Annotated in this window: 15 protein-coding genes, 1 tRNA gene and 1 pseudogene; 9 read left to right on the forward strand and 8 right to left on the reverse strand. The window is 45.7% G+C overall.

Going from position 1 to position 22,803, the window contains the following annotated elements; translation table 11 throughout:
- Position 1: 1 nt before the first annotated feature.
- The 5 genes from C7379_RS02655 (at position 2) to C7379_RS02675 (ending at position 6,921) form a co-directional block, all read left to right on the forward strand.
- Positions 2-3,589, forward strand: a complete 3,588-nt coding sequence (locus C7379_RS02655) for a 1-acyl-sn-glycerol-3-phosphate acyltransferase (protein ID WP_116615882.1) — start codon at positions 2-4, stop codon at positions 3,587-3,589.
- Positions 3,586-4,833, forward strand: a complete 1,248-nt coding sequence (locus tag C7379_RS02660) for an alpha/beta hydrolase-fold protein (RefSeq protein ID WP_116615883.1) — start codon at positions 3,586-3,588, stop codon at positions 4,831-4,833. Before C7379_RS02655 ends, C7379_RS02660 begins: the two co-directional genes overlap by 4 nt.
- A gap of 17 nt (positions 4,834-4,850) precedes the next feature.
- Positions 4,851-5,087, forward strand: a complete 237-nt coding sequence (locus C7379_RS02665; RefSeq protein ID WP_116615884.1) for an acyl carrier protein — start codon at positions 4,851-4,853, stop codon at positions 5,085-5,087.
- Complete coding sequence (locus C7379_RS02670) at positions 5,071-6,372, forward strand: class I adenylate-forming enzyme family protein (RefSeq protein ID WP_116615885.1); 1,302 nt, start codon at positions 5,071-5,073, stop codon at positions 6,370-6,372. The genes C7379_RS02665 and C7379_RS02670 overlap by 17 nt, the downstream gene beginning before the upstream one ends.
- A gap of 114 nt (positions 6,373-6,486) precedes the next feature.
- Positions 6,487-6,921 carry a DUF4372 domain-containing protein gene (locus C7379_RS02675; RefSeq protein ID WP_229039301.1) on the forward strand — a complete coding sequence of 145 codons (435 nt, stop codon included), beginning with the start codon at positions 6,487-6,489 and terminating at the stop codon, positions 6,919-6,921.
- A gap of 66 nt (positions 6,922-6,987) precedes the next feature.
- On the opposite strand, the pseudogene C7379_RS02680 reads toward C7379_RS02675, so the two are convergent.
- Positions 6,988-7,731 (reverse strand): annotated as a pseudogene (locus C7379_RS02680) (IS256 family transposase); the annotation flags it as partial.
- 123 nt (positions 7,732-7,854) lie between these two features.
- Here C7379_RS02680 and C7379_RS02685 point away from each other — a divergent pair.
- Positions 7,855-9,222, forward strand: a complete 1,368-nt coding sequence (locus C7379_RS02685) for a transposase (RefSeq protein ID WP_116615886.1) — start codon at positions 7,855-7,857, stop codon at positions 9,220-9,222.
- Positions 9,223-9,372: 150 nt separating this feature from the next.
- On the opposite strand, the gene C7379_RS02690 is transcribed toward C7379_RS02685, so the two are convergent.
- Together C7379_RS02690 and C7379_RS02695 are read right to left on the reverse strand one after the other, a co-directional pair.
- Positions 9,373-10,380: an IS5 family transposase gene (locus C7379_RS02690; protein WP_116615887.1), complete on the reverse strand. Its 1,008-nt coding sequence runs from the start codon at positions 10,378-10,380 to the stop codon at positions 9,373-9,375.
- Positions 10,381-10,583: 203 nt separating this feature from the next.
- Positions 10,584-10,657, reverse strand: a tRNA-Ile gene (locus C7379_RS02695).
- 805 nt (positions 10,658-11,462) lie between these two features.
- Between C7379_RS02695 and C7379_RS02700 the strand changes: the two genes are divergently transcribed.
- The 3 genes from C7379_RS02700 to C7379_RS02710 are packed head-to-tail and all read left to right on the forward strand — an operon-like array spanning position 11,463 to position 15,955.
- The gene (locus C7379_RS02700) at positions 11,463-14,162 is read left to right on the forward strand and encodes a cation-translocating P-type ATPase (RefSeq protein WP_116615888.1); all 2,700 of its coding nucleotides are present in this window, start codon (positions 11,463-11,465) and stop codon (positions 14,160-14,162) included.
- A gap of 13 nt (positions 14,163-14,175) precedes the next feature.
- On the forward strand, positions 14,176-15,123 hold the full coding sequence (ribF, locus tag C7379_RS02705) for a riboflavin biosynthesis protein RibF (protein WP_116615889.1): 948 nt from the start codon (positions 14,176-14,178) through the stop codon (positions 15,121-15,123).
- A complete protein-coding gene (locus C7379_RS02710; RefSeq protein ID WP_243406687.1) occupies positions 15,116-15,955 on the forward strand; it encodes a CPBP family intramembrane glutamic endopeptidase in 840 nt (279 codons plus the stop codon). The genes ribF and C7379_RS02710 overlap by 8 nt, the downstream gene beginning before the upstream one ends.
- 236 nt (positions 15,956-16,191) lie before the next feature.
- Here C7379_RS02710 and C7379_RS02715 read toward each other — a convergent pair whose 3' ends face one another.
- The 5 genes from C7379_RS02715 to topA form a co-directional block, all read right to left on the reverse strand.
- Positions 16,192-16,686 carry a pyruvate ferredoxin oxidoreductase gene (locus tag C7379_RS02715; RefSeq protein ID WP_116615891.1) on the reverse strand — a complete coding sequence of 165 codons (495 nt, stop codon included), beginning with the start codon at positions 16,684-16,686 and terminating at the stop codon, positions 16,192-16,194.
- Between the two features lie 113 nt (positions 16,687-16,799).
- Positions 16,800-17,312, reverse strand: coding sequence for an RNA polymerase sigma factor (locus C7379_RS02720; RefSeq protein WP_116615892.1), 513 nt, complete (start codon positions 17,310-17,312; stop codon positions 16,800-16,802).
- 95 nt (positions 17,313-17,407) lie between these two features.
- A complete protein-coding gene (gene speA / locus C7379_RS02725; protein WP_116615893.1) occupies positions 17,408-19,300 on the reverse strand; it encodes a biosynthetic arginine decarboxylase in 1,893 nt (630 codons plus the stop codon).
- Between the two features lie 53 nt (positions 19,301-19,353).
- On the reverse strand, positions 19,354-19,911 hold the full coding sequence (locus tag C7379_RS02730; RefSeq protein WP_116615894.1) for a shikimate kinase: 558 nt from the start codon (positions 19,909-19,911) through the stop codon (positions 19,354-19,356).
- Between the two features lie 24 nt (positions 19,912-19,935).
- Positions 19,936-22,269, reverse strand: coding sequence for a type I DNA topoisomerase (gene topA, locus C7379_RS02735; protein WP_116615895.1), 2,334 nt, complete (start codon positions 22,267-22,269; stop codon positions 19,936-19,938).
- Positions 22,270-22,803 lie beyond the last annotated feature (534 nt).

The following is a 22,803-nucleotide window of genomic DNA, read 5'->3' on the forward strand; positions in this document are numbered from 1 at the left end:
AATGCCAGAGTTTATTCTGAAGTTATATGACTATATGAAGATGCACCGTATGACGTGTTTCTTCTCATTCGTCGTCATTACTCTCTTGTTGGTGATGTCGGTGTTGCGCTTGGGTTATAAGGAAGACATTGCCGACTTCCTGCCAATTGATAGCGAACATCACAATGCGTTAAAAGTATATCAGGACATCTCAGGTGCAAACAAAGTCTTTGCTATTTTCCAGTATCGTGATACTACTAAGACGGATCCTGACGCCATGGTGAACAGCATCGATGCTTTTGTGGAAAAGTTAGAGAAGACTGACACTGCTCATATCCTCACCAATGTGATGTCGCAGATCGATGTGGAAAAGATGACCGAGGTGACAGACTTCGTATATAAAAACATCCCTTATTTCTTGACAGATGCTGATTATGCGAGGATGGATAGTGTGATGACTCAGCCTGACTATGTGGCTCATCAGTTGAAGCAAGACAAGCAAATGCTGATGTTCCCTGCCGGTGGCATTCTTTCTGATAATATTCAGCGTGATCCACTCAATATCTTTACTCCTGTGGTAAAGAAATTGCAGCGTTCAGATACAGGTCTCAAACATGAGATGTATAATGGGTATATCTTTTCTCCCGACATGCAGAAGGCCATTGTCATGATGGATTCCCCTTATGGAGCGAGCGAGACAGAGAACAATGCCCGACTTACCAATATGTTGAAGACATGTGCAGACATAGTGACCAGTGGGCAGAAGAATATTGGCATCCATATCATCGGTGCCCCAGTTATAGCTGTAACTAATGCCTCTCAGATAAAGACGGATAGTATCTTGGCAGTCATAATTTCCGTGACCTTGATATTGGCCTTGCTCCTGTTCTCTTTCCGTAGTTTCCATAATCTCCTTCTGATAGCATTCTCCATAGCATGGGGATGGCTCTTTGCCATGGGTGGATTGGCTCTTTTCCATGACAAGGTTTCGGTCATTGTCATCGGCATATCTTCTGTCATCTTGGGTATCGCCGTCAATTATCCTTTGCATTTCATCGCCCATCTTTCTCATACACCTAATAAACGCAAGGCTTTGCGAGAAATAGTGATGCCTTTGTTGGTAGGAAATGTGACGACCGTGGGGGCTTTCTTGGCATTGGTGCCTTTGCAGTCTGTTGCTTTGCGTGACTTAGGCTTATTCAGTTCTTTCTTGCTCATCGGTACCATTATCTTTGTATTGATTTATCTTCCTCATCTTTCCAAGGAAACAAAGGAAGTGAAACATACTTTCTTAGATAAGTTGAGCAATGTATCTTTGGAAAACAAACCTGTCTTTGTGGTTGTGGTGATTGTCCTAACCTTGGTGTTTGGCTATTTCAGTTTGCAAACTCAGTTTGATGCCAACATGGGGCACATCAACTATATGACTGATGAGCAGAAGGCAGACATGGCGTATTTCCAGCGTACGATGGTACAGAGTGGAGAATATCAGAAGGTATATGCCATCTCTTCTGATTCTACGATGGATGGTGCTTTGGACAAGAGTCTACATTTACAATCTTGTCTCAAGAAATTGCAAGCCCAAGGTAAGGTACACGATTACAATACGTGCAGTCAGTTTATAGTTTCATATAAGGAGCAGCAACGCCGTTTGCTTCTTTGGCAGGATTTTGTGCAACGTAACAAGGAAAAAATCAAGTCTTCCTTGCAAGTCGGTATGCGCTTGGAAGGTTTTGCTGACGATAGTTTTGATGAGTTCTATGCCTTGTTAGATAAGGATTATCAGCCACAAAACTTCTCTTACTTTAAACCTCTTACCCAGTCACTTTTTGTTTCCAACTTGAGTATGGATAGTGCCAATAGAAGATATAATGTAGTTAATATCCTTTCCGTGAAGGATAACAACGTGAAGGAAGTGGAGGATGTCTTGGATTCGCATGATAGCTATAGCTTTGATGTGGTCAGTATGAATAGTGCTATCGCCAATCACTTGTCTGACGACTTCAACTACATCGGCTTTGCATGCGGATTCATAGTGTTCTTTTTCCTTTGGCTCTCTTTTGGCAGTATCGAGTTGGCAGTCCTCTCATTTGTCCCTATGGCAGTGAGTTGGTTGTGGATATTGGGTATCATGGCTTTGTTTGGTATGCAGTTCAACATTGTCAATATCATTTTGGCTACCTTCATCTTTGGTCAGGGCGATGATTATACAATCTTCATGACTGAGGGTGCCATGTATGAGTATGCTTATCGTCGCAAGATGTTGGCTTCTTACAAGCATTCCATCATCATTTCGGCATTGATTATGTTTATTGGTATCGGTACTTTGATCGTGGCACGTCATCCCGCACTCCATTCGCTTGCAGAAATTACAATTGCTGGTATGTTCTCTGTAGTTCTAATGGCTTACATTTTTCCACCACTCGTATTCAAATTCTTGGTGCGACACAATGACGAGTATCGTAAACGACCTGTTTCAATGATTCCTCTTCTCGTTATGGGATTATCTTCATTTGTTTTCTTCTGTCAGTTGACAACTGTTTATGTAAGAGGATTTTTGACTTTATGCTTGTTAAAACCTACGGCAAGTAAGAGGAGACATCTTCATAGATATGTACAACGACTTTATCAGTATAATCTTACGCATATACCTACAGTTAGATATCGTGTGGAGAAAACTTCTGATGAAGACTTTGAACAACCTGCCATGATAATTAGCAACCATCAATCAATGTTGGATGCTGCTGTTTTTATGGCGTTGAGCTCTAAAATAGTACTAATTTCCAATAGACACCCAAGTAACAATTGGGTAGTAAAACGTATTTATCAATGGTTGGGCTTTGTTACCCTATCAGAGGATATGAATAAGAACCTCTCAGTTCTTAAGGAACGTGTAAAACAGGGATATAGTCTTGTTGTATTTCCTGAAGGCGAACGAAATTCCAAGTCTTCTATTATGCGATTTCATAAAGGTGCATTCTATATAGCAGAACAATTGGGATTGGATATTGTGCCTGTGTTCTTACATGGTTTGAATGATGTTTTACCAAGAAATAGCTTTGCGGTGTATGGTGGAAATATTACAGTAAGTATTCGTGAGCGCATTTTATTGAATGATGCTCGATGGGGAGATGGATATGTACAGCGGACAAAAAATATACATAGGTATTATGTTGAGGAGTATGTTAAAATGGCTTCATTGATAGAAACCTCTCATTATTATCATAATTTACTGCTTGACCGCTATCGATATAAAGGAACGGAAATTTATCGTGCTGTACAGAACAATCTAAAGAAGTATAGCAACTTTTCTCAGTGGATAGATGGAGTTGTAACATCTTCCAATGTTCTTGTCTTCAATCATAGCTTTGGAGAATTCGCACTTCTCTACGCCTTAGTGCATAAGAATATTATAGTATCAGTATATGAACCTGATGAGGAAAAATCAACATTGTTGTTCTATTGTTCAGAAGGATTAGTTCCTAATTTAAAAATACATAAGACAATAGATGTTGCAGAAATTAAAGCGGATGAATGTCAGGTATTTATGTTTGATATGCACGACAAGAGTTTAGAGGGAATTAGTAATATTAAAGTTATAAGCGTATGAAGAACATGTTTATATTGTCATTTATATTTTTCTTGCTTTCTACCTCGGTTAGAGGTCAGACTCCAAATGAACAAATGCCATTAATAGGCGAAGATCGGTCTATCACATTCAAATACAGAAGTCCTGAAGAAAGAAAGGTGACAATAGAAGGATCATTTACGGAAGCTAAAGATATGACATTCAAAGACAGTGCATGGATTTTACATATTGATTCTCTTCCATCGGAGATGTATACATACCGTTTCTATGATGGCAATAAAAAGTTTTTGGATCCATGCAATCCAAATGTGGTACGTGATATTACTGACACCATAAATTATTTTATTATTGATGGAGTCCCAGGCTCTTATTATAAAAAGCAAAATGTGCCACATGGCAAAGTTTATCAACTTTGGTATCCTTCATCATTTAACGAGAATATGAAGCAACGTCGCTTGTCTGTCTATCTACCTGCAGACTATGAAATGAATATTAAGAAGAAGTATCCAGTATTGTACCTTTTACATGGTACTGGTGGTGATGAAATGGCGTGGCTTGATATGGGCCGTTTGGCTCAGATAATGGATAATATGATTGCACAAGGCAAGACAAAACCTATGATTGTAATTATGCCTAATGGAATCGTAGATTTGGATGCAGCACCTGGACAAAGTCCTTATATGCAAGGAAAAGCGAGTCATTCTAATGTATCTTCATGGATGGGTCGAACAGAAAAAGCATTTCCCGAAGAAGTGGTAACTTTCGTCGAAAAGACGTTTAGGATAAAACCAGACAAACAACATAGAGCTATCGCTGGCCTTTCAATGGGAGGTCTACATGCTATAGCCATTTCTGCTAACAATCCAATGATGTTTGATTATGTAGGTTTGTTCTCTCCCCAATCAATAAACCCATTGACTGACAAAAATATTATGCACATACAAAAAGTAAATGCTCAAGTTGAGAAGATTAAAGACAAATTTCCAAGTTGGTTGAAGCAAAAATATGAGAAGGGAAAAGATGTTGTTGAAGATGTAGATATTTATCAAAATTTAGACAACAAACTAAAAAATCAGTTTAAAACTCCTCCTCGACTTTATTATATTGCAATTGGGAGGAAAGACCCTTTAAAACCTTTCTTGGATAAATTTCGCAAACGCCTTTCTAAACAAGGAGCTACATCTCTCTATAAAGAAACAGATGGAGCACATAGTTGGGAAAATTGGCGGAAATATTTATTGGATTTTTTACCTCGTATTTTTTAATTATTATTATTTTGACAATGAAAGAAATTATTCGACAGACACTGGAGAATTTGTTGCCTCTAGTAGATTTAGACTCTGATTTTTTGTTTCAAGAGCTTGATTCTCTTGGAATAACAACAATTTTGATGACGCTTTCTGATATGTATGGAATAGAACTTAACCATTCGGATGTCACTCCAAAGAATTTCAAGACGCTTGATAGTCTTGTTGAGATGGTACAAAAAAAACTAGCAGGAAATGACGATAGAGGATAAATTGCGTTCACATGCAGCGTATAGCCCAGAGAAGATAGCTTTAAAATGCGAGGGAAAGTCATATTCGTATTCAGCATTATTTAAAGCCGCTTGCCGTAAATCAACAGAATTGGGTGATGTTACACGAAAAATGGTACCAATCGTGGCAACTTCTACTTTTGATTTTGTTACATCTTATTTCGCAATCCATCTTGCAAATGCTGTAGCTGTGCCCTTAGATAAAGAATTACCATCCTGTAAAAGAAAGCAACTTATAGATTTTTTTTCTGGGAAGATTGCTCCAGAGGGTGTGGCAGATATTCTCTATACAACAGGTACAACAGGAAAATCCAAAGCAGTCATGATAAGTCATGAAACCATTATGGCTGATGCGGAAAATTTGGTTGAGGCACAAGAGTATGATGGTGATTTAACATTTATCATCAATGGACCTTTGAATCATATTGGTAGTTTGTCGAAAATCTATCCCGTTATTTACACAGGAGGAACAATCCAGTTGATTGATGGAATGAAGGATATTAACCGTTTCTTTGAGGTAATAGATGATGCGAATACCAAGGTGGCAACCTTCTTGGTTCCAGCTTGCATACGTATGCTCTTGACCTTTGCAAAGGATAAATTGACATCGTATGCTAATAAGATAGATTTCATAGAAACGGGAGCAGCTCCCATGCCATTAGAAGATATGCGTCTGTTGTGTCAAGTTTTGCCTCAAACCCGACTTTACAACACCTATGCATCTACAGAAACAGGCATTATTTCTACTTTTAATTATAATGATGGCGAATGTTTGGCAGGTTGTTTGGGAATGCCAATGAAACGATCCTCATTTTTCATTACAGACGACGGTGTCGTTGGGTGTAAGGGAAAAACACTTATGATGGGATATTGGAACGATACGGAAACAACAGCAAAAGTACTAAAAGATGGTACCATTATTACAGCAGATTTAGGGTCTATAGATATGAAAGGTAGGTTACGTCTGCATGGACGAAGTGACGATGTTATAAACGTTGGAGGTTATAAGATTGCACCTACAGAGATTGAAGACATTGCATTGGCTTTTTCTGGCGTGAAAGATTGCATTTGTATCGAGGCTCCACATCCTGTTGTTGGAAAAGTATTGAAACTGTTGATTGTACCAGATGTCGATTATAATCGAAAGAATCTGGTGAATTACCTCAAATCTAAATTAGAATCTCATAAAGTTCCTGTATTATATGGTGAGATTGCTGAAGTGCGGCGTACATTTAATGGAAAAATCGATCGCAAGAGTTATCGATAAAAAATTATTACTGTCCGCTAAACTTTTGGGTAAGATACAAATTTAGGGCTGACACTTCTCACGAGATATCAGCCCTTTTTGTTATCATTGCTTTTGCTTCCAAACTCAGATAACATGGGCAAAAGTACACATTTCTTCGGACAGCCAGTATATGGTCAGCTGATAAAATCTCTCGACCATGATAAAATAGTTGAAATAAGCCGTCGAAACGGCGGTGAGCGGTATGTGAAAACCTTTGACGGCTTCACCCATCTTCTTACGATGCTGTATGCAGTCATCATGCGCTTCAACTCCCTGCGCGAGATAGAGGCGGCAATGACGGCTGAGGTGCGCAAGCTTCACCACATAGGCACTGACAGGGTTCCTAAGCGCAGTACCCTGTCAGATGCAAACACCAGACACTCGGAAAAGTTCTTTGAGGACGTGTACCGCGACCTTTACGAGTCCAATAAGGACAGACTTTCTTCGGACAGCCGACGGCAATGGTACGGAGGAATGGATAAAACGTCTGAGAATCATCGATTCCACCACGATAGCCCTGTTCTCTAACGTCATCTTCAAGGGCGTGGGCCGGCATCCTAAGACGGGAAGGTACTGTCCTTAAAAGTGTGTAATTCATCTTTCCTTTCTCTGTACTTCCACTGTTATTTTATTCTTTTCTTTCCAGTTCTTGAATTGATATATTCTCCTTTCATATGTTGTCTTTGTTTCCTCCATCGCCACGGCTGCCAGGAGGAAGATGACAGACTTCTCTGATGGCATGGATGTTCGCATTTGGATGGTTCTCCTGTACTTCCTATTGAGCCTTTCAATCCAGTTGGTCGTATATATGCACCTCTGCACTTGGGCCGGGAAGTCCATATACGTGAAGTAGGCACTGTTGCGTTCAGCCTTGTACTTTCTTAGTGCAGGATATTTCCTTTCCCATTTCTCGACAAAGGTAATGAATTGTTCGTATCCCTGCAAGGAATTCATCTCGTTGTTCTCCAATTGGAACACCTCACTGAGCTGCTGCGCCATTACCGGTTTGTCTTTATGTGATGCGCCGCTGAGTATCTGTCGCTTGACGTGTGCCACGCAGAACTGGTGTGCGGCACCGGGAAAGGCTGCACAGACGGCATTCTCTATTCCTTGCAATGCATCGGAAACGACTAAGTCTATCTGTTCGACGCCTCTTTGCTTCAAGGCCTCAAGCTCGTCTTTCCAGCACAGAGCCCCTTCTGTGGGATGATTGACAACCGTGAGCACCTCCCTGCTGCCGTCTTCCAATACCCCCAGAATGGTATAGTAGGCTTCCTTGGACACCTGTCTGTCCCTACGGGTGGAAATAAAGGTGGCGTCGATATAGACGGCTAAGTAGGGATACTCTGTAAATTCCTAACTAATTGTTTGCCAGAGTAATATATTATTTGTACCTTTACATAAAACCCCCGAACGACCCATCACGGGCAGAATCGGGGGAAAATTCTTAAAAAAATCGTTGTGAAGATACAAAAAATTTCTGATATAACACCAACTTTGCCCTTTACGGAGTTCAATATTTTACAAGCTTATCGTGATAGCTTTGTAAAAAGTGAACTTGGACGTATCCATTCCCAACTCCCGCTAAAGGAGTTGGCAGCTGAGTATACGAATTGCATTCATAAGAGTAAGCGAGGGAAAAAGCCACTTTTCTCGCCAGAGGGGGAAATCGCTCTCATGTTTCTCAAACCCTACACAGGTCTGTCAGATGACGGTCTGATAGAGATGCTCAACGGAAGCATCCATATGCAGATGTTCTGTGGTGTGTTCATCAATCCTTCCCATCCCTTCAAGGATGGTAAGATTATAAGTGCCATACGCAATCGTCTTGCCAGAACTCTTGACATTGACAACTTTCAACGCATATTGTACGACAAATGGAAAGACAGCCTTAAGAACAAGGATCTGTGCCTGACGGATGCTACCTGCTATGAGAGCTACCTGCGCTTCCCGACAGACATCAAACTGCTTTGGGAGTGTTGTCAATGGCTTCACGATCTGCTCGTTTCTGAGAGCAAACACTTGTCAGAACGTGTTCCAAGAAGCAAGTACAATGATGTTGCCAAGGCCAGACTTGTATATGCCAAGCAACGCAAGCACACGGCTACGTCCACCCGAAAGCTTAAGAGAAGACTTCTGAAACTTCTCTCCAAGCTCCTCTTCCAGTGGAACCGTCTTTGCAAATTATACCGCCCCTGCATCAGCCTGTCGGCAGAACAGGAAAAGCGTCTCTCTGCAATACGCACCGTACATCTTCAACAGTCAGACTTGTTCTCTGGCAAGGAGGTTAAACACCGTATCGTCAGTATCGACCGTCCCTATCTCCGTCCCATTGTCAGAGGCAAGGAAAACAAGCGTGTGGAGTTCGGGGCAAAAGTCAACAACATACAAATTGACGGCATATCATTTATAGAACACCACTCCTTTGAAGCTTTCAACGAGGGTGTTCGTCTTAAGCAATGTATTGAATATCAGGAATCTCTAACGGGAATCAAGGTCAGCCGTGTAGGTGCCGACTCCATATATGCCAACAATGCCAACCGCTCTATGTGTACAGAAAAAGGCATAATAACATGTTTCACCAGAAAAGGTCCGAAGCCCAAGGAAGAAGCCGAATGTCTCAAGACGGCAAGACGAATTATCGGAAATCTTAGGGCAACGGCAATGGAGGGTAGCTTCGGAAATCAGAAACAGCATTATGACGTAGGACGCATCAAGGCACGCAATATGTTCAGCGAAAGATTGCTACTCTTTTTCGGCATACATACGGTAAATGCTGCTATTCTTGCCGCAAGGGAGATGGCGCAGACTATAAAGAAGACAGCTTGACAAAAATTAAAGTAATTTTACGATTCCATAGATGGGTATGGAAGGAACAAGTGTGTCCATACGTCTCATAATTTAAGATTTTTGAGCGAAAGATACATCAAATTCTTTTCCAAGAACTTTTTCAAGGAAAAGAATATGATATTTTACTGCTTATGAGGATTTCCAAAAGGGAATTAGCTGAATTTCCCTAGCTAAACCTACATATCTGGCTATCCCACCATGAAACCATCTGTGAATAGATCCAATGGTACGTTCCACTTTGTACCGTGTCTTGCTGATAGCTACATTAACACGCTGCTCTCTTTCCGTTAGCTTACGTCCCCTTACTCCTTTGTGCATGATACGACTCTTGAGCTTCATACGTTTAAGTACATCCTTGTTTGCTGTAGAATCATAACCCTTGTCGGCATAAACAGGTGTACCTTGTGGAAGTTTAGCTTTTTCTAATGGCTTTTCCAAATGTTTGATGTCACTTTCGTTAGCCGGTGTGGTTTCCTCGGCTATCACCAAGCCGTTCTCATCTGTAACCGAATGTCGCTTGTAACCGAAGTGTAGCTTCCCCATCTTCTTTACCCAACGTGCTTCACCATCAACATTGGGCTTGACGATTTCATTAACCATTGCCTTTTCTGCAACATCCCTGCCTGATTCCTCATTGCGATCCTCAACTACTTCGTATTCCTTACGGCCGCGAGGTCGACGAGGACTATCCGTGATACTTGCATCAACGATGGCACCACGCTTAACCAAAACACCAGCCAACTCTAACTGGCGATTTATCTCTTGCAGCACATTGTCATAAAGGTCGGCTTCAACCAAAATGTTACGGAAACGGCATACAGTTGTACTATCTGGAGCGCAGTCATCCAATCCTAAACCAACAAAGCGACTGAAGGACAGACGGTCATTTACCTGTTCTTCGACCTCGCCGTCACTCAAGCCATACCATGTACGAAGAAGTTCGGTCTTGAACAACACAAGGCTGTCATAGCTTGGACGACCAGTGGGACGGTTGCCTTTGGTGTAAGCAATTTCAATAAGTCCACGAATGGGATTCCAGTCGATTATCTGATCAATTTGTAAGAAAAAGGTCTGTTTAACCTTACGATGACCAACTATTAGGTCAGCAAAACTCGGAGAAGAAGGACGTTGTTTCATACTATAAAGGTACAAAAATATGATGAAATGAGCAAACTTTGAACAATGAGTTTTGCAGAGGTCTCAAAATAGGAAAAACAAAGGACAAATAGATAATGGATAATTAGAATTGCATGTATTCTGTGATATCCCGTGTTCGCAATGTGTTCGCAAGCAAAAGAAAAAGGAGTTGCGCTAATGGCGTAACTCCTTGATTTTCAGCGTGGACCAGCCTGGGCTTGAACCAGGGACCTCCAGATTATGAGTCTGTTGCTCTAACCAACTGAGCTACAAGTCCATGTAAGTCTGCAATGGCGCAGACGAATTAAGTGGCTGCAAAGATAGCGGGTTCTTGGCAAAATTCCAAATGTTTTTAGCAAAAAAAAGATAAAATGTGCGATTTTGACCATTTGACGCTCTGTATTTGGCCTTGTGTGAGGATGGGACTGATATGACATAGCAAGACAAACGCTGTTTTGACGACAGAAAACACTCTTGTCCGTGACAGAATGGTGCGTGGCATGCAATACGGCGACGAGCGTTTTGTTTACACCGCTTAGATGCGACGATGGCATGTGTAAAAAATATGACAAAAAAGTCTCCATGCTTAGCGTATACACAAATGTGTCTTGTGTTTTTGTAAATACGCCCTCATTTGGAGTTTTTATCAAAGTGTTGTATTTCAGGATTTTATGATAATAATACAGTGTATTATACAATAAAAGTTTTTTTGCTGGTTTGCGTTTAAGGTTTAATCGTGTGGTGAATGGGCGTTAATCACGGTGCCATTAGGTGTTAGTCGCGCTTTGGTTAAGCGCTAAACGTGTTGCCATTAGTGCTTTTACGCGTGCCGAAACAAAAAACGTGTCTTTTTTTATGGCCTGGATGGCATTCTTGACTTGGATCGGATGTCTTTTCTTTCGCTAAAACAACCCCTCATCTTGGCTTGTTTTTTGTGATTAATTTTTGACATAAAAGACAAATCCTTAAGTGTCTCATGCCATAGCATGCTTCTTAGTTTGTGTTACCAGAACAAATAACAAGCGAATATATTGGTCATTTTTTGTATTTTGAGTATCTTTGCCAATATAAAAACATTATTTATGACAGAGCAGACATCCCATGACGTGTCGACGCATGGATTGACAGATGAACAAGTGTCGGCAAGCCGCCGTGAGCACGGCGACAACGTGTTGACACCTCCCAAGCCAATATCATTTTATAGACTTTACTTAGACAAATATCGCGACCCCATTATCCAGATACTGCTTGTAGCTGCTTTGGTATCTTTAGTTTTGGCATTCGTGGAGAACGATTTCGTGGAGACCATTGGTATCTTCGCGGCCATATTTATAGCCACGACGGTAGGATTTTATTTTGAAATGGACGCTGCCAAGAAGTTCAGAGTGCTCACTTTGATCAACGAAGATCAGCCAGTCAAGGTGCGTCGCGATGGCCAAGTGACGCAGATACCGCGTCGCGACGTGGTGGTGGGCGATATCATGCTTATGGAGGTGGGCGATGAAATACCGGCCGATGGGTTCTTGACAGAGGCTGTCAACCTGCAAGTGGACGAATCAAGTCTCACCGGCGAGCAGATAGCCACCAAATCATTGCGTGGCAACACGCACACTAATATCGTTGCGGAGAGTCTTGTGGGAGCGCCGTCGCATCAGTCGCTTTCTACGAGCGCTACCTTGTCCGATTCCGACAAACATGCTGCCTATCCACCACATGTGGTGCTGCGCTCGTCGATGGTTATGAATGGACGGGGTGAGGCCGTGGTGACTCAAGTGGGTGACCATACCGAGATAGGCAGAGTGGCAATCAGTGCCACCGAGCAAACCAGAACAAAGACACCATTGAGTATGCAGCTTGACAAATTGGCCAAGCTCATATCCAAGGTCGGCACGGTCGTGGCTATAGTAACCTTTGTGGTTTTTATGGTGCACGACATCCTCACCAACACCATTTGGCAGGGCACTGATTATCTTGGTATGGCCCACATTGTGATCAACTATTTCATGGTGGCGGTCACGCTTATCGTGATGGCAGTGCCCGAGGGTCTGCCCATGGCGGTGACGCTTGCGTTGGCGCTCAACATGCGTCGTATGCTCAAATCAAATAACTTGGTGCGTAAATTGCATGCCTCAGAGACCATGGGAGCCGTGACTGTGATATGCACCGACAAGACGGGAACGCTCACGCAAAACCGCATGATGGTCAAAGCTTGCATGGCGGCAGACCCATCTGTGATGGATAGCGTCTTCAAGGGGGTGGCCGCTAACACCACGGCTCATTTGGATGGGCGCAAAGGCGTGGGTAATCCCACCGAGGTTGCATTGCTAAGATGGATGCAAGCGCAGGGCCAAGACTATCAGTCCATTCGCGAAGCGGCCCATGTGACCAAGCAACTGCCTTTCTCTACCGAGAACAAATACATGATAACGGTGACTGACGACCGGCAGATCTACGTCAAGGGTGCGCCAGAGATCGTTTTGGCCATGTGCGACATGGGAGCCAGTGAGCGTGCCGATGTGGCTGAAAAGCTAGCCTCCTACCAGCGCGCTGGCATGCGCGTGATAGCGCTGGCGTGTGGGCAAGGCGCTGATTTTGCCACTGCGGGCTTGCGCTACCAGGCCATATTCGCCATAGAAGACCCTATCCGCTCGGACGTTCCGCAGGCTGTCGAAGAGTGCCTCAAAGCGGGTATAGAAGTAAAGGTGGTTACAGGCGACAACTCGGCCACAGCTATAGAGATAGCCCGACAGATAGGTATATGGAACGATCATAATCGAAATGCGGAGGATCGACATATCCATGAGCTCAAAAAACAAAACGAAGAGGATAGATGGCACATCACCGGCGAGGCGTTCGCGGCGCTGAGCGACGACGAAGCTTATGAGTTAGCGCCTAAGCTCAGGGTGATGTCTCGGGCTCGACCGGCCGACAAGCAGCGGTTGGTGCAACTGTTGCAACGACGAGGCGAGGTTGTGGCCGTCACGGGTGATGGCACCAATGACGCACCGGCGCTCAACTATGCGCACGTGGGATTGTCGTTGGGGTCTGGCACGTCGGTCGCCAAGCAGGCGTCAGACATCACGCTCTTGGATGACAGTTTCCGATCCATCGCCTCGGCAGTGATGTGGGGACGCTCGCTCTACAAGAACATACAACGGTTCCTCTTTTTCCAACTTGTCATCAATTTCTCTGCGTTGATGCTCGTGCTCGCTGGCTCGTTTGTAGGCACAGAGGTTCCACTTACGGTGACACAAATACTATGGATCAACCTCATCATGGACACATTCGCGGCTATGGCCTTGGCCTCGCTTCCCCCATCGCATGAGGTCATGCATGACAAACCACGCCAACAAAACGAATTTATCATTACCAAGGCCATGCGAAACGCCATTTTATGGTGTGGCATGCTATTTTTTGCGGTGATGTTTACGTTTTTACTTTGGTGCGAAAGACATGGCCCAGGCAGTGTGATAGATGTGCATGAGCTGACCCTTTTCTTCACCACGTTTGTCATGTTGCAATTTTGGAATCTCTTCAACGCTAAATGTCTGGGTAGCCATTACAGTGCTTTTCGCTACCTGATGCGTGACCGCGGACTATTGTTGGTGTTGTTTTTCATCTTGGTGGGCCAATGGGCCATTGTCACTTTTGGTGGTAGAATGTTTCGCACGCTTCCTCTCAGCGCAGAAGAGTGGATGGCGATAGTAGGCATTACGTGTGTAGCGGTGCTTGGCTCGGGCGAGTTGATACGTGCCGTGGGGCGTTGGCGAATGGCCCGGTAACAATAGACTGACCATGAGAACGATATATCTTGATAATGAAAGTGGGGCATTGACGCGGCCGGTCGTGGCAACGGTGGGCTTCTTTGATGGCGTGCATCTGGGGCATCAGTATCTTGTGAGACAAGTGGTGGATCGTGCCCACACATTGGGTTTAGAGTCGATGGTAATCACGTTCGACCGCCATCCGCGCTCAGTATTACGGCAGGATTTTCAACCACAGCTACTCACCCCGCTCGACGAGAAGCTGCGATTGCTTGGGCTAACGGGCGTGGATGTAGTGGTGGTGCTGCGTTTTGACAAGGTAATGGCAATGTTGTCCGCTCGCCGTTTCATGGATGAGGTGCTGCGTGTACGGCTGTGTGTTCAGCAACTGATTATCGGATATGACAACCGATTTGGGCACGATCGTGCAGAGAGTTTTGACGATTATGCCCGTTATGGACGCGAGATAGGCATGCAGGTTACACATGCTTCTGCCTACGTGGTGGATGGCATAGAGGTCAGTTCATCGGTGGTGCGAGCTTTTCTTCATGAGGGTGAGGTGACGTTGGCGGCTCGCTGCTTGGGCCGCGACTACACATTGTATGGATGGGTATCTGATGGTTACAAAGAGGGTAGAAAGTTGGGCTATCCCACGGCCAATCTCGACGTATCGCGTATAGGGCAGTTGATACCGGGTAATGGTGTGTATGCGGTGAAGGCAAGAGTTGGGGCGGCCAGCCGCTCGATGCCCGCCATGACCAATATAGGAATGAGGCCTACTTTCGCTGGGCACGAGCGAACAGTGGAGACACATATCTTCGATTTTAGTGAGAATATATACGATCAAAGGCTTGATTTGTCTTTTGTGCGTCGCGTGAGGTCAGAGCGCAAGTTTGAAGACGTGAATGCTTTGGTGGACCAACTAAAACTGGATGAGAAAGAAATAGAAAAAATATTAAAAGAAAATGGTTTTGAATAAACAGACTCGTGTTTTTTTTGACATCGTGCTGTATGTGGTGATGTTTTTTGTCATACAGTATGTTATGTTGGTTGGCGTGTCAGGAGCTAACGCTTGGCATAACGGCATCTCGTGGGCTGAGTTTTCAAGCCATGTCTATCATGGAGCCATCGGTGTGGGTGGCAAGTTGTTGGTAGCTGTATCGGCGCTGAGCAGCATTGTCACTATCATTGTGTTTGTGTACGCCCGATGGGCGCGCTTGACGCGTGTGTGGCTCTCTATGCGTCCGTGGACGGTCTTGGTGTGGGTGGCATGCTTGGCTTTGGGCTCCATCTTGCCATCGCAATGGTTGCAAGAGCAGATGAATCTTACTGTGCCCGAGAGTGCGATGCGGACGTTTGAGAGTATCATGAGTGAGCCGGTGGGGTACATGGCCATAGGCGTTTTGGCACCTTTGGCGGAAGAGGTGGTGTTCAGGGGAGCTATCCTTGGCAATCTGTTGCATGTATTTACTGGGCGCAAGCATTGGATAGCCATTGCCATTTCTGCCCTCATCTTTGGCGCAGTGCATGGCAACGAAGCCCAATTCGCGCATGCCATGATTATTGGTTTGCTGTTGGGATGGATGTATTATCGCACCAATTCCATAATTCCGGGTGTGGTGTTCCACTGGATAAACAACACGGTGGCCTATCTCATGTTTAACCTGCTACCCTCATCGGCGGATGGTCAACTCATCGATTTGTTTCACGGAGATAGTCGAACCATGTGGTTGGGGTTGTTGTTCTCGGTGTGTATCATCGTGCCAAGTCTGTATCAATTGGCGTTGAGGCTGAGACGATCGCAGGGTTGATATGCGACGATGCAGGGCTATTTAATGCCTCTTTGGGCACTTGGGGTGCGATCTGCCATTACTGATGACTACGATTGTTTGGCTTATCGGCATAAAATAAGGGGTCACGGCTCGATGTCGAGTGGTGACCCCTTCTCTACGTTAGTATGTTATGAAAAATTTGAGAGAAACGAAGCTTCACAGCCTCAAGTTGTTTTACTAAACATTATTTTATAGAGAAAGCATAGAAAATAGTCTTATTTCAGCATGGATTTGTCATGCGTTGTGGCTGGCAGCGCCATGGTTTGCTTCATAGTGTCGATAGTGGCACTATCGCCCATGGCCATTGGGTTTGCCTTGTCTATCTCTGGCATGGCGTAGCCATCATAGCTGCTCATGGGGTCGATATTGTGACGACCGAACGAGAACTGCATGGCATTGCCCAACGTGAGGATAATGGCGACGGTGGCTGCGGCCTTGAAAAGCGGCTTGAAACGCTGTGTCATGGTGATTGTACGAACTTTGACCGGCTCGGGCTCGTTTATCATGGCCATCAGTTTGTTGTCGAAATCGTCTCCCAACACATCGTGTTTGCGCTCGCTTTCTCCATAGCAGAAGAGAGCCTTGTAGCGCAACAACTCCACCGGCACGTTGTCTTGGCTGAAGAAAGCGCGCAAGATATCCTCCTCCTCAAGGGTGGTCTCACAGCGCCAATAGCGCTCTAAGAGTTGGTCGATGTATTTGTAATCCATTGTCGATATTCTTGTTTGCTATAATAATGACGATTGGGCAGGAGCAAAGTTACAGTGCAATGATGTTTTAACTTTTATTTGGTTTTTCGGATATTAAGATGTTGGTATGGTTTTCATAGTCCGTAATCGTCCAAATCTTGAAATCTTAATTTGATAGTTTGGCGTGCCCTGAAGATGTTTACTTTGACCTGTTCGGTGGATATGTTGAGAATTTCGGCAATGTCTTTGTAAGTTTTACCCTCAAAGTCGCGTAATTGTATGCAACTGCGCTGCTTCTCGGGCAGGTTGTCCACGATGTGCCGTACCAAGTTCACTTGGTCTCGCTGGATGGCTTTTTCGGATGGTGTGATGGCGTTGTCGGTATGTTCTACGGGTGTGTTGTCCAGTGATTGGTGCTGGTTAGCCTGCCGCTTGATGCTGTCCAAGGACAGGTTTCGGCAGATGGTGAAGCAAAAAGCTGGTATGTTTTCAATCTCATTCCATCGATCGCGCTGGTTCCAAACCTTGATAAGCGTTTCTTGCACGATGTCCTCCGCCTCCGCATTGTCAAGTGTAATGCGTAGCGCCAGCCGGTACAGCTGGTTCTTGAGCGGCATGATATCGTTTCGAAAACTAATTTCTGACATGGTTCAAGGCGTTTCCCTCCATGTTTGTTTACGTGGAGAAAGTTGTGAGATGAGCTCTTGCGAGTGTTTCGCGCGAGGTGGAATAAGGTTGGGTCTCACTCTAAATAAGTGTAACCGTAGAGTCCCGATCGGTAGTTGTTGAGAAACTCTTTGCCCTCCGTGATTGATATTTTGCCCTGTTTGACACTCTTGGCCACCCATTGTTCCAATTGGCGCACAAGTTTCTTGGGGTTGTATTGTACGTATTCAAGCACCTCCTCGACGGTCTCCCCATCAAAAATTTGGTCTATGTTGTATCGCCCATCTTTCACGCTGATGTGCGCCGCGGTGGTGTCTCCGAAGAGGTTGTGCATGTCGCCGAGTATCTCTTGGTAGGCTCCGACAAGGAAAACGCCCAAGTAATAAGGCTCGTTTTTCCTCAAAGTGTGTAGTGGTAGCACGCTGCAAACGTGACCATCGGCCACGAAATTGCTGATTTTTCCGTCAGAATCGCACGTGATGTCTTGCAACGTGGCCTTGCGGGTGGGGCGCTCGTTGAGCCGTTGCAAGGGCACAATGGGGAACAATTGGTCTATGGCCCACGAGTCTGGAAGGCTTTGGAAGAGCGAGAAATTGCAGAAATATTTGTCGGCTAACAATTTGTCCAAGCTGCGAAGCTCATCAGGTACGTGTTTCATGCTTTTGGCAATGGTGTTCACTTCGTGGCAAACGCTCCAATACATAGCTTCTATTTCGGCGCGCGTTTGCAGGTCTACGATGCCGTGTGAGAATAGTTCGAGCGACTCTTCGCGTATTTGCTCGGCATCGTGCCAATCCTCAAGCATGCGCTTAGGGTTGATATTGCACCAGATATTGTATAGCTCTTTCACCAAGGGGTGGTCTTCCTCCGTGGCCTCAAACTCTTCGGGCATCTCTGGTAGCGATGCCGTTTCCAGCACGTCGATGACCAATACCGAGTGGTGAGCGGCCAAACTGCGCCCGCTTTCGGTAATGATGTTGGGATGCTGGATGCCGTTTTTGTCGGCGGCTTCTACGAAAGTGGACACGCAGTCGTTGACATACTCTTGTATGGAATAGTTCACTGAGCTTTCGCTGCTTGAGCTTCGGGTGCCGTCATAGTCCACGCCGAGACCTCCTCCACAGTCAACGAAGTTGACGGCATAGCCCATTTTGTGCAGGTTAATGTAGTATTGCGCCGCTTCTCTCAGTGCGGTTTGTATGCGTCTGATTTTTGTTATCTGGCTGCCGATGTGAAAATGGATGAGCCTTAGGGAGTCGTGCATGCCCATGGCGTCGAGTTTACGTAGCGCCTGTAGCAACTCGGTGGCTGTCAAGCCAAACTTGGAGGCGTCGCCACCACTCTCTTCCCACTTGCCCGAGCCTGATGAGGCGAGTTTGATACGGACGCCGAGGTTGGGTTCCACGTGTAGTTTTTTGGCCACTTTGGCGATGGTATCCAGCTCGCTGAGTTTCTCCACGACAATGAAGATACGCTTGCCCATCTTCTGCGCGAGCAATGCCAGCTCTATGTAGTCTTCGTCTTTGTAGCCGTTGCAGACGATGAGCGAGTCGCTTTGGCATTGCACGGCGATCACCGCGTGTAGCTCGGGTTTGGAGCCTGCCTCAAGGCCGAGGTTGAATTTCTTGCCGTGACTGATCACCTCCTCTACCACTGGCTGCATCTGGTTAACCTTGATGGGATAGATAACGAAGTTTTCCGCTTGGAAATTGTATTCTTTCTTGGCTTTTGTAAAACATGAGGCCGTCTTCTCTATGCGGTTGTCAAGTATGTCGGGAAAACGTAGTAGCACGGGTGGCGTAACATCTCTCAGCGCCAATTCGTCCATTACATCTCGTAGATCGATCTCGGTGTTATCTTTGCACGGCATGACGTACATGTCACCGTTATTGTTGATACCAAAGTAGGAAGTGCCCCAACCATTGATGTTGTAAAGCTCTTTCGAATCTTCAATAGTCCATTTTTTCATGTCTGTAAGCGGGTCTTTTTATTAAAAAATGAAGGTTGTGTCGCATTCTGCCGTTATCCTATGTGCAACGTTTCTTTCAATTTGGCCACCATGTTGCTTATTTTTAGACAACTGTCCATCAGCGTCACGTCCACCGTGTGTTTGGCCATGAGGTAGTATGGCTCACGTTCTTCCAATTGGGTGGCAATGTATTTTTTCATTTCGTCAGTATTTTTCCCGAGCAGCAGTGGTCGCACTGCCCGTCCCATGTGCAGGTGGGCATAGAGTGTGTCCGGATGGCATTTCAGGTAAACGCTCTGCGCTTGTTGGTTGATGTACTGCATGTTGTCGAAAAAACATGGCGTGCCGCCCCCACAACTGATGACCACGTCCTCGAACTCGGCCACTTCGTGCAACATGTTTCGCTCAATGAGGCGAAAGCCTTCCTCGCCTCGCTCGTCAAAGATTTGGCTCACGCTTTTGTGCATGCGGTTTTGGATGTACCAATCGAGGTCGTAGAATGACAGTGCCAAGTCTTCTGCCAAAGCCTTGCCAATGGTGGTCTTGCCTGCCCCCATATATCCTACAAGCGCAATTCGGGTTATGTCCTTGCCGTGCGCTTCGTTTGTCATGCCGTGCGCCATTTTTGTGGGTGGTTATTTCTTGCGCCTGTTTGTCTTGGGCTCTGGGGCGTTTCTCACGATGTCCATGCACTCCTCGTAGCTCAGGTCTCCGGCCAAGGCGCGCTCGTGCAGCTTCTTGTCTATACGATAATTTTTGCCGTCATAGGCCACGTAAGGTCCGTAACGCCCTTTCAGCAACTCCATCTTGTTGTCTTGCTCGAACTGTTTGATGTGCCTCTCCTTTTCTTGTAGCCGTTTGGTCTCGATGAGCGCCACGGCTGTTCCGAGTGTCACCGTCAGTGGGTTTTCACCCTTGGGCAGCGATACATATTTCTTGTTGTGCAGCACGTATGGGCCAAATCTTCCGGTGCCGATGGTCACCTCAGATCCCTCAAACTCGCCAATGTGGCGCGGCAGCTTGAACAGTTCTAACGCCTCGTCAAGCGTAATGGTCTCTATGCTCTTGTCCTTGGGCATCTGCGCGAAGCGCGGCTTCTCTTCGTCGTCGGCCGATCCTATCTGCACCACGGGGCCAAAACGTCCAATCTTGACAGACACAGGCTTGCCCGTTGCTGGTTCCTCGCCCAACAGTCGTTCGCCCACTTTGTGCTCGGAGCGACTTTGCATCACCTTGTCCACGTCGGGGTCGAAATCTTTGGTGAATTGCTTTACCATGTCTTTCCACTCCTCTTTTCCCTCGGCGATAAGGTCAAACTGTTGCTCCACCTTTGCGGTGAAGTTGTATTTCATTATTTCTGGAAAACTATCCACCAAGAAGTCTGTCACCACGATGCCAATGTCGGTGGGCAGCAACTTTCCTTTTTCCGATCCTACCATCTCCTTTTTTTTGTCGGATTTTATGCTGTTGCCTTTCAGCGTGTCCACCATGTAGGTGCGCTCGTTGCCGGGCTTGTCTCCCTTGACCACGTATTCGCGCTGTTGGATGGTAGATATTGTTGGGGCATAAGTGGATGGGCGCCCTATGCCGAGCTCCTCCAGCTTGTGCACCAAGCTCGCCTCTGTGTAGCGGTATGGGCTTTGCGAAAAACGCTCCGTTGAGGCTATCTCCTGCCTCTCCAGCCTGTCGCTCACTTTTAGGGTTGGCAAGAGCGTGACCTCCTCGCGGGTGTTTTCGTCTTCGTCGGTCGACTCGCGGTATACTTTGATAAATCCATCGAAGTCCAAGACCTCGCCGGTGGCCACGAATTTCTCGTCCACGCCTTCCACGTCAATGGTCACGACGGTCTTCTCCAGTTGGGCGTCGGCCATTTGCGAGGCTATCGTGCGTTTCCATATCAGGTCGTAGAGCCTGCGCTCTTGGCTTGAGAGATCTTGCCCGCGCTCGCTCGCAAAAGTGGGCCTGATGGCCTCATGGGCCTCCTGCGCTCCTTTGGAGTGCGTGTGATAGTTGCGAGGTTTGCTGTATTTCTCGCCGTACGACTTGATGATTTCCTCCTTGCACGTATTGATGGCCAATGTTGACAGGTTTACGCTGTCGGTTCTCATGTAGGTGATGCGGCCGGCCTCGTACAGTCGTTGGGCCACCATCATGGTTTGCGACACGGTGAACCCCAATTTTCGCGCGGCCTCTTGTTGTAGCGTAGAGGTGGTGAAGGGTGGGGCTGGCGTGCGTTTCGTAGGTTTTTTAACGATGTTGTCCACAGTGAACGTGGCGTTTTTGCATTTGTCAAGAAACGCCACCGACTCCTCGTGCGTGTTGAACCTGCGGTCCAACTCGGCTTTCACCTCGCTTTTGCTGCCGTCTGTGTTTCTCACGGTGAAGATGCCGCTCACCCGATAGTAAGGCTCGGTGTTGAACGCTTGTATCTCTCGCTCTCGCTCCACGATCAATCTCACGGCCACGCTTTGAACACGGCCGGCCGAGAGCTGGGGCTTCACTTTGCGCCAAAGCACGGGCGAGAGCTTGAAACCCACGATACGGTCCAGCAGGCGGCGCGCCTGCTGTGCGTTCACCAAGTTCATGTCCAAGTGTCGCGGATGGGCAATGGCCTCCTTTATGGCACTTTTCGTAATTTCATGGAATACGATGCGGGCGGTCTTCGCCTCGTCTAAGCCAAGCACCTCACAAAGGTGCCAACTGATGGCCTCTCCCTCGCGGTCCTCATCCGATGCGAGCCAAATCTTACCTGCTTGCTTGGCGTTTTTCTTGAGTTCTGCTACAATTTTTTTCTTCTCTTCTGGAATTTCATAACACGGTTCCAACGTGTTCTCGTCTATGCTGAGCTCCTTTTTTTTGAGGTCTCGAATATGCCCGTATGAGGACATCACCTTGTAATCTTTTCCGAGAAATTTCTCTATGGTCTTAGCCTTTGCCGGGCTCTCTACGATAACTAAATTGTCTTGCATACTTGCGTACATGTTATTTATATGGTTGGCAAAAGTAATTAAAACATTTTCTTATACATTATTATATATAATATTTTTTGTTTTTTTAATAGAAAAGAAAATGTTGTAATTCGTAATTCATAACGTACATTGCACATTTTCATGGTATGTGCGAGTCATATTTTGAGTTTGAATTATGTTGACAAATATACGCTCATATTTGGCTTATTTGCGCATGGACGTGCCTTTGCTTCCAAATATGCAAGAAATGGGCAAACTTGGTAACTGCCTGAAAGTCAGAGTCGTGTTGCAACCGCTCGTTTGGCGTCAAACAATTCGTTTGCGTGATGGGTGCCTTTAGGGCTTAATCGCTTTGCCATTAATGCTTAATCGTGGCGTGAATAGTAGTTAATGGGTAAGCGTTTAATGCTTTGTCGCGACACGATTAATGCTTAGACGCATAATGGCAGTGACATTCGACCACTAAAAATAGAGTTTAGACACCTCTTGTTGATGGGGTAAGGGCTGAAAAAGTTGATTTTCGTGTGCTATTTG

The organism is Hallella colorans (assembly GCF_003096815.1).
In the GTDB taxonomy this organism is placed as follows: Bacteria; Bacteroidota; Bacteroidia; order Bacteroidales; family Bacteroidaceae; genus Prevotella; species Prevotella colorans.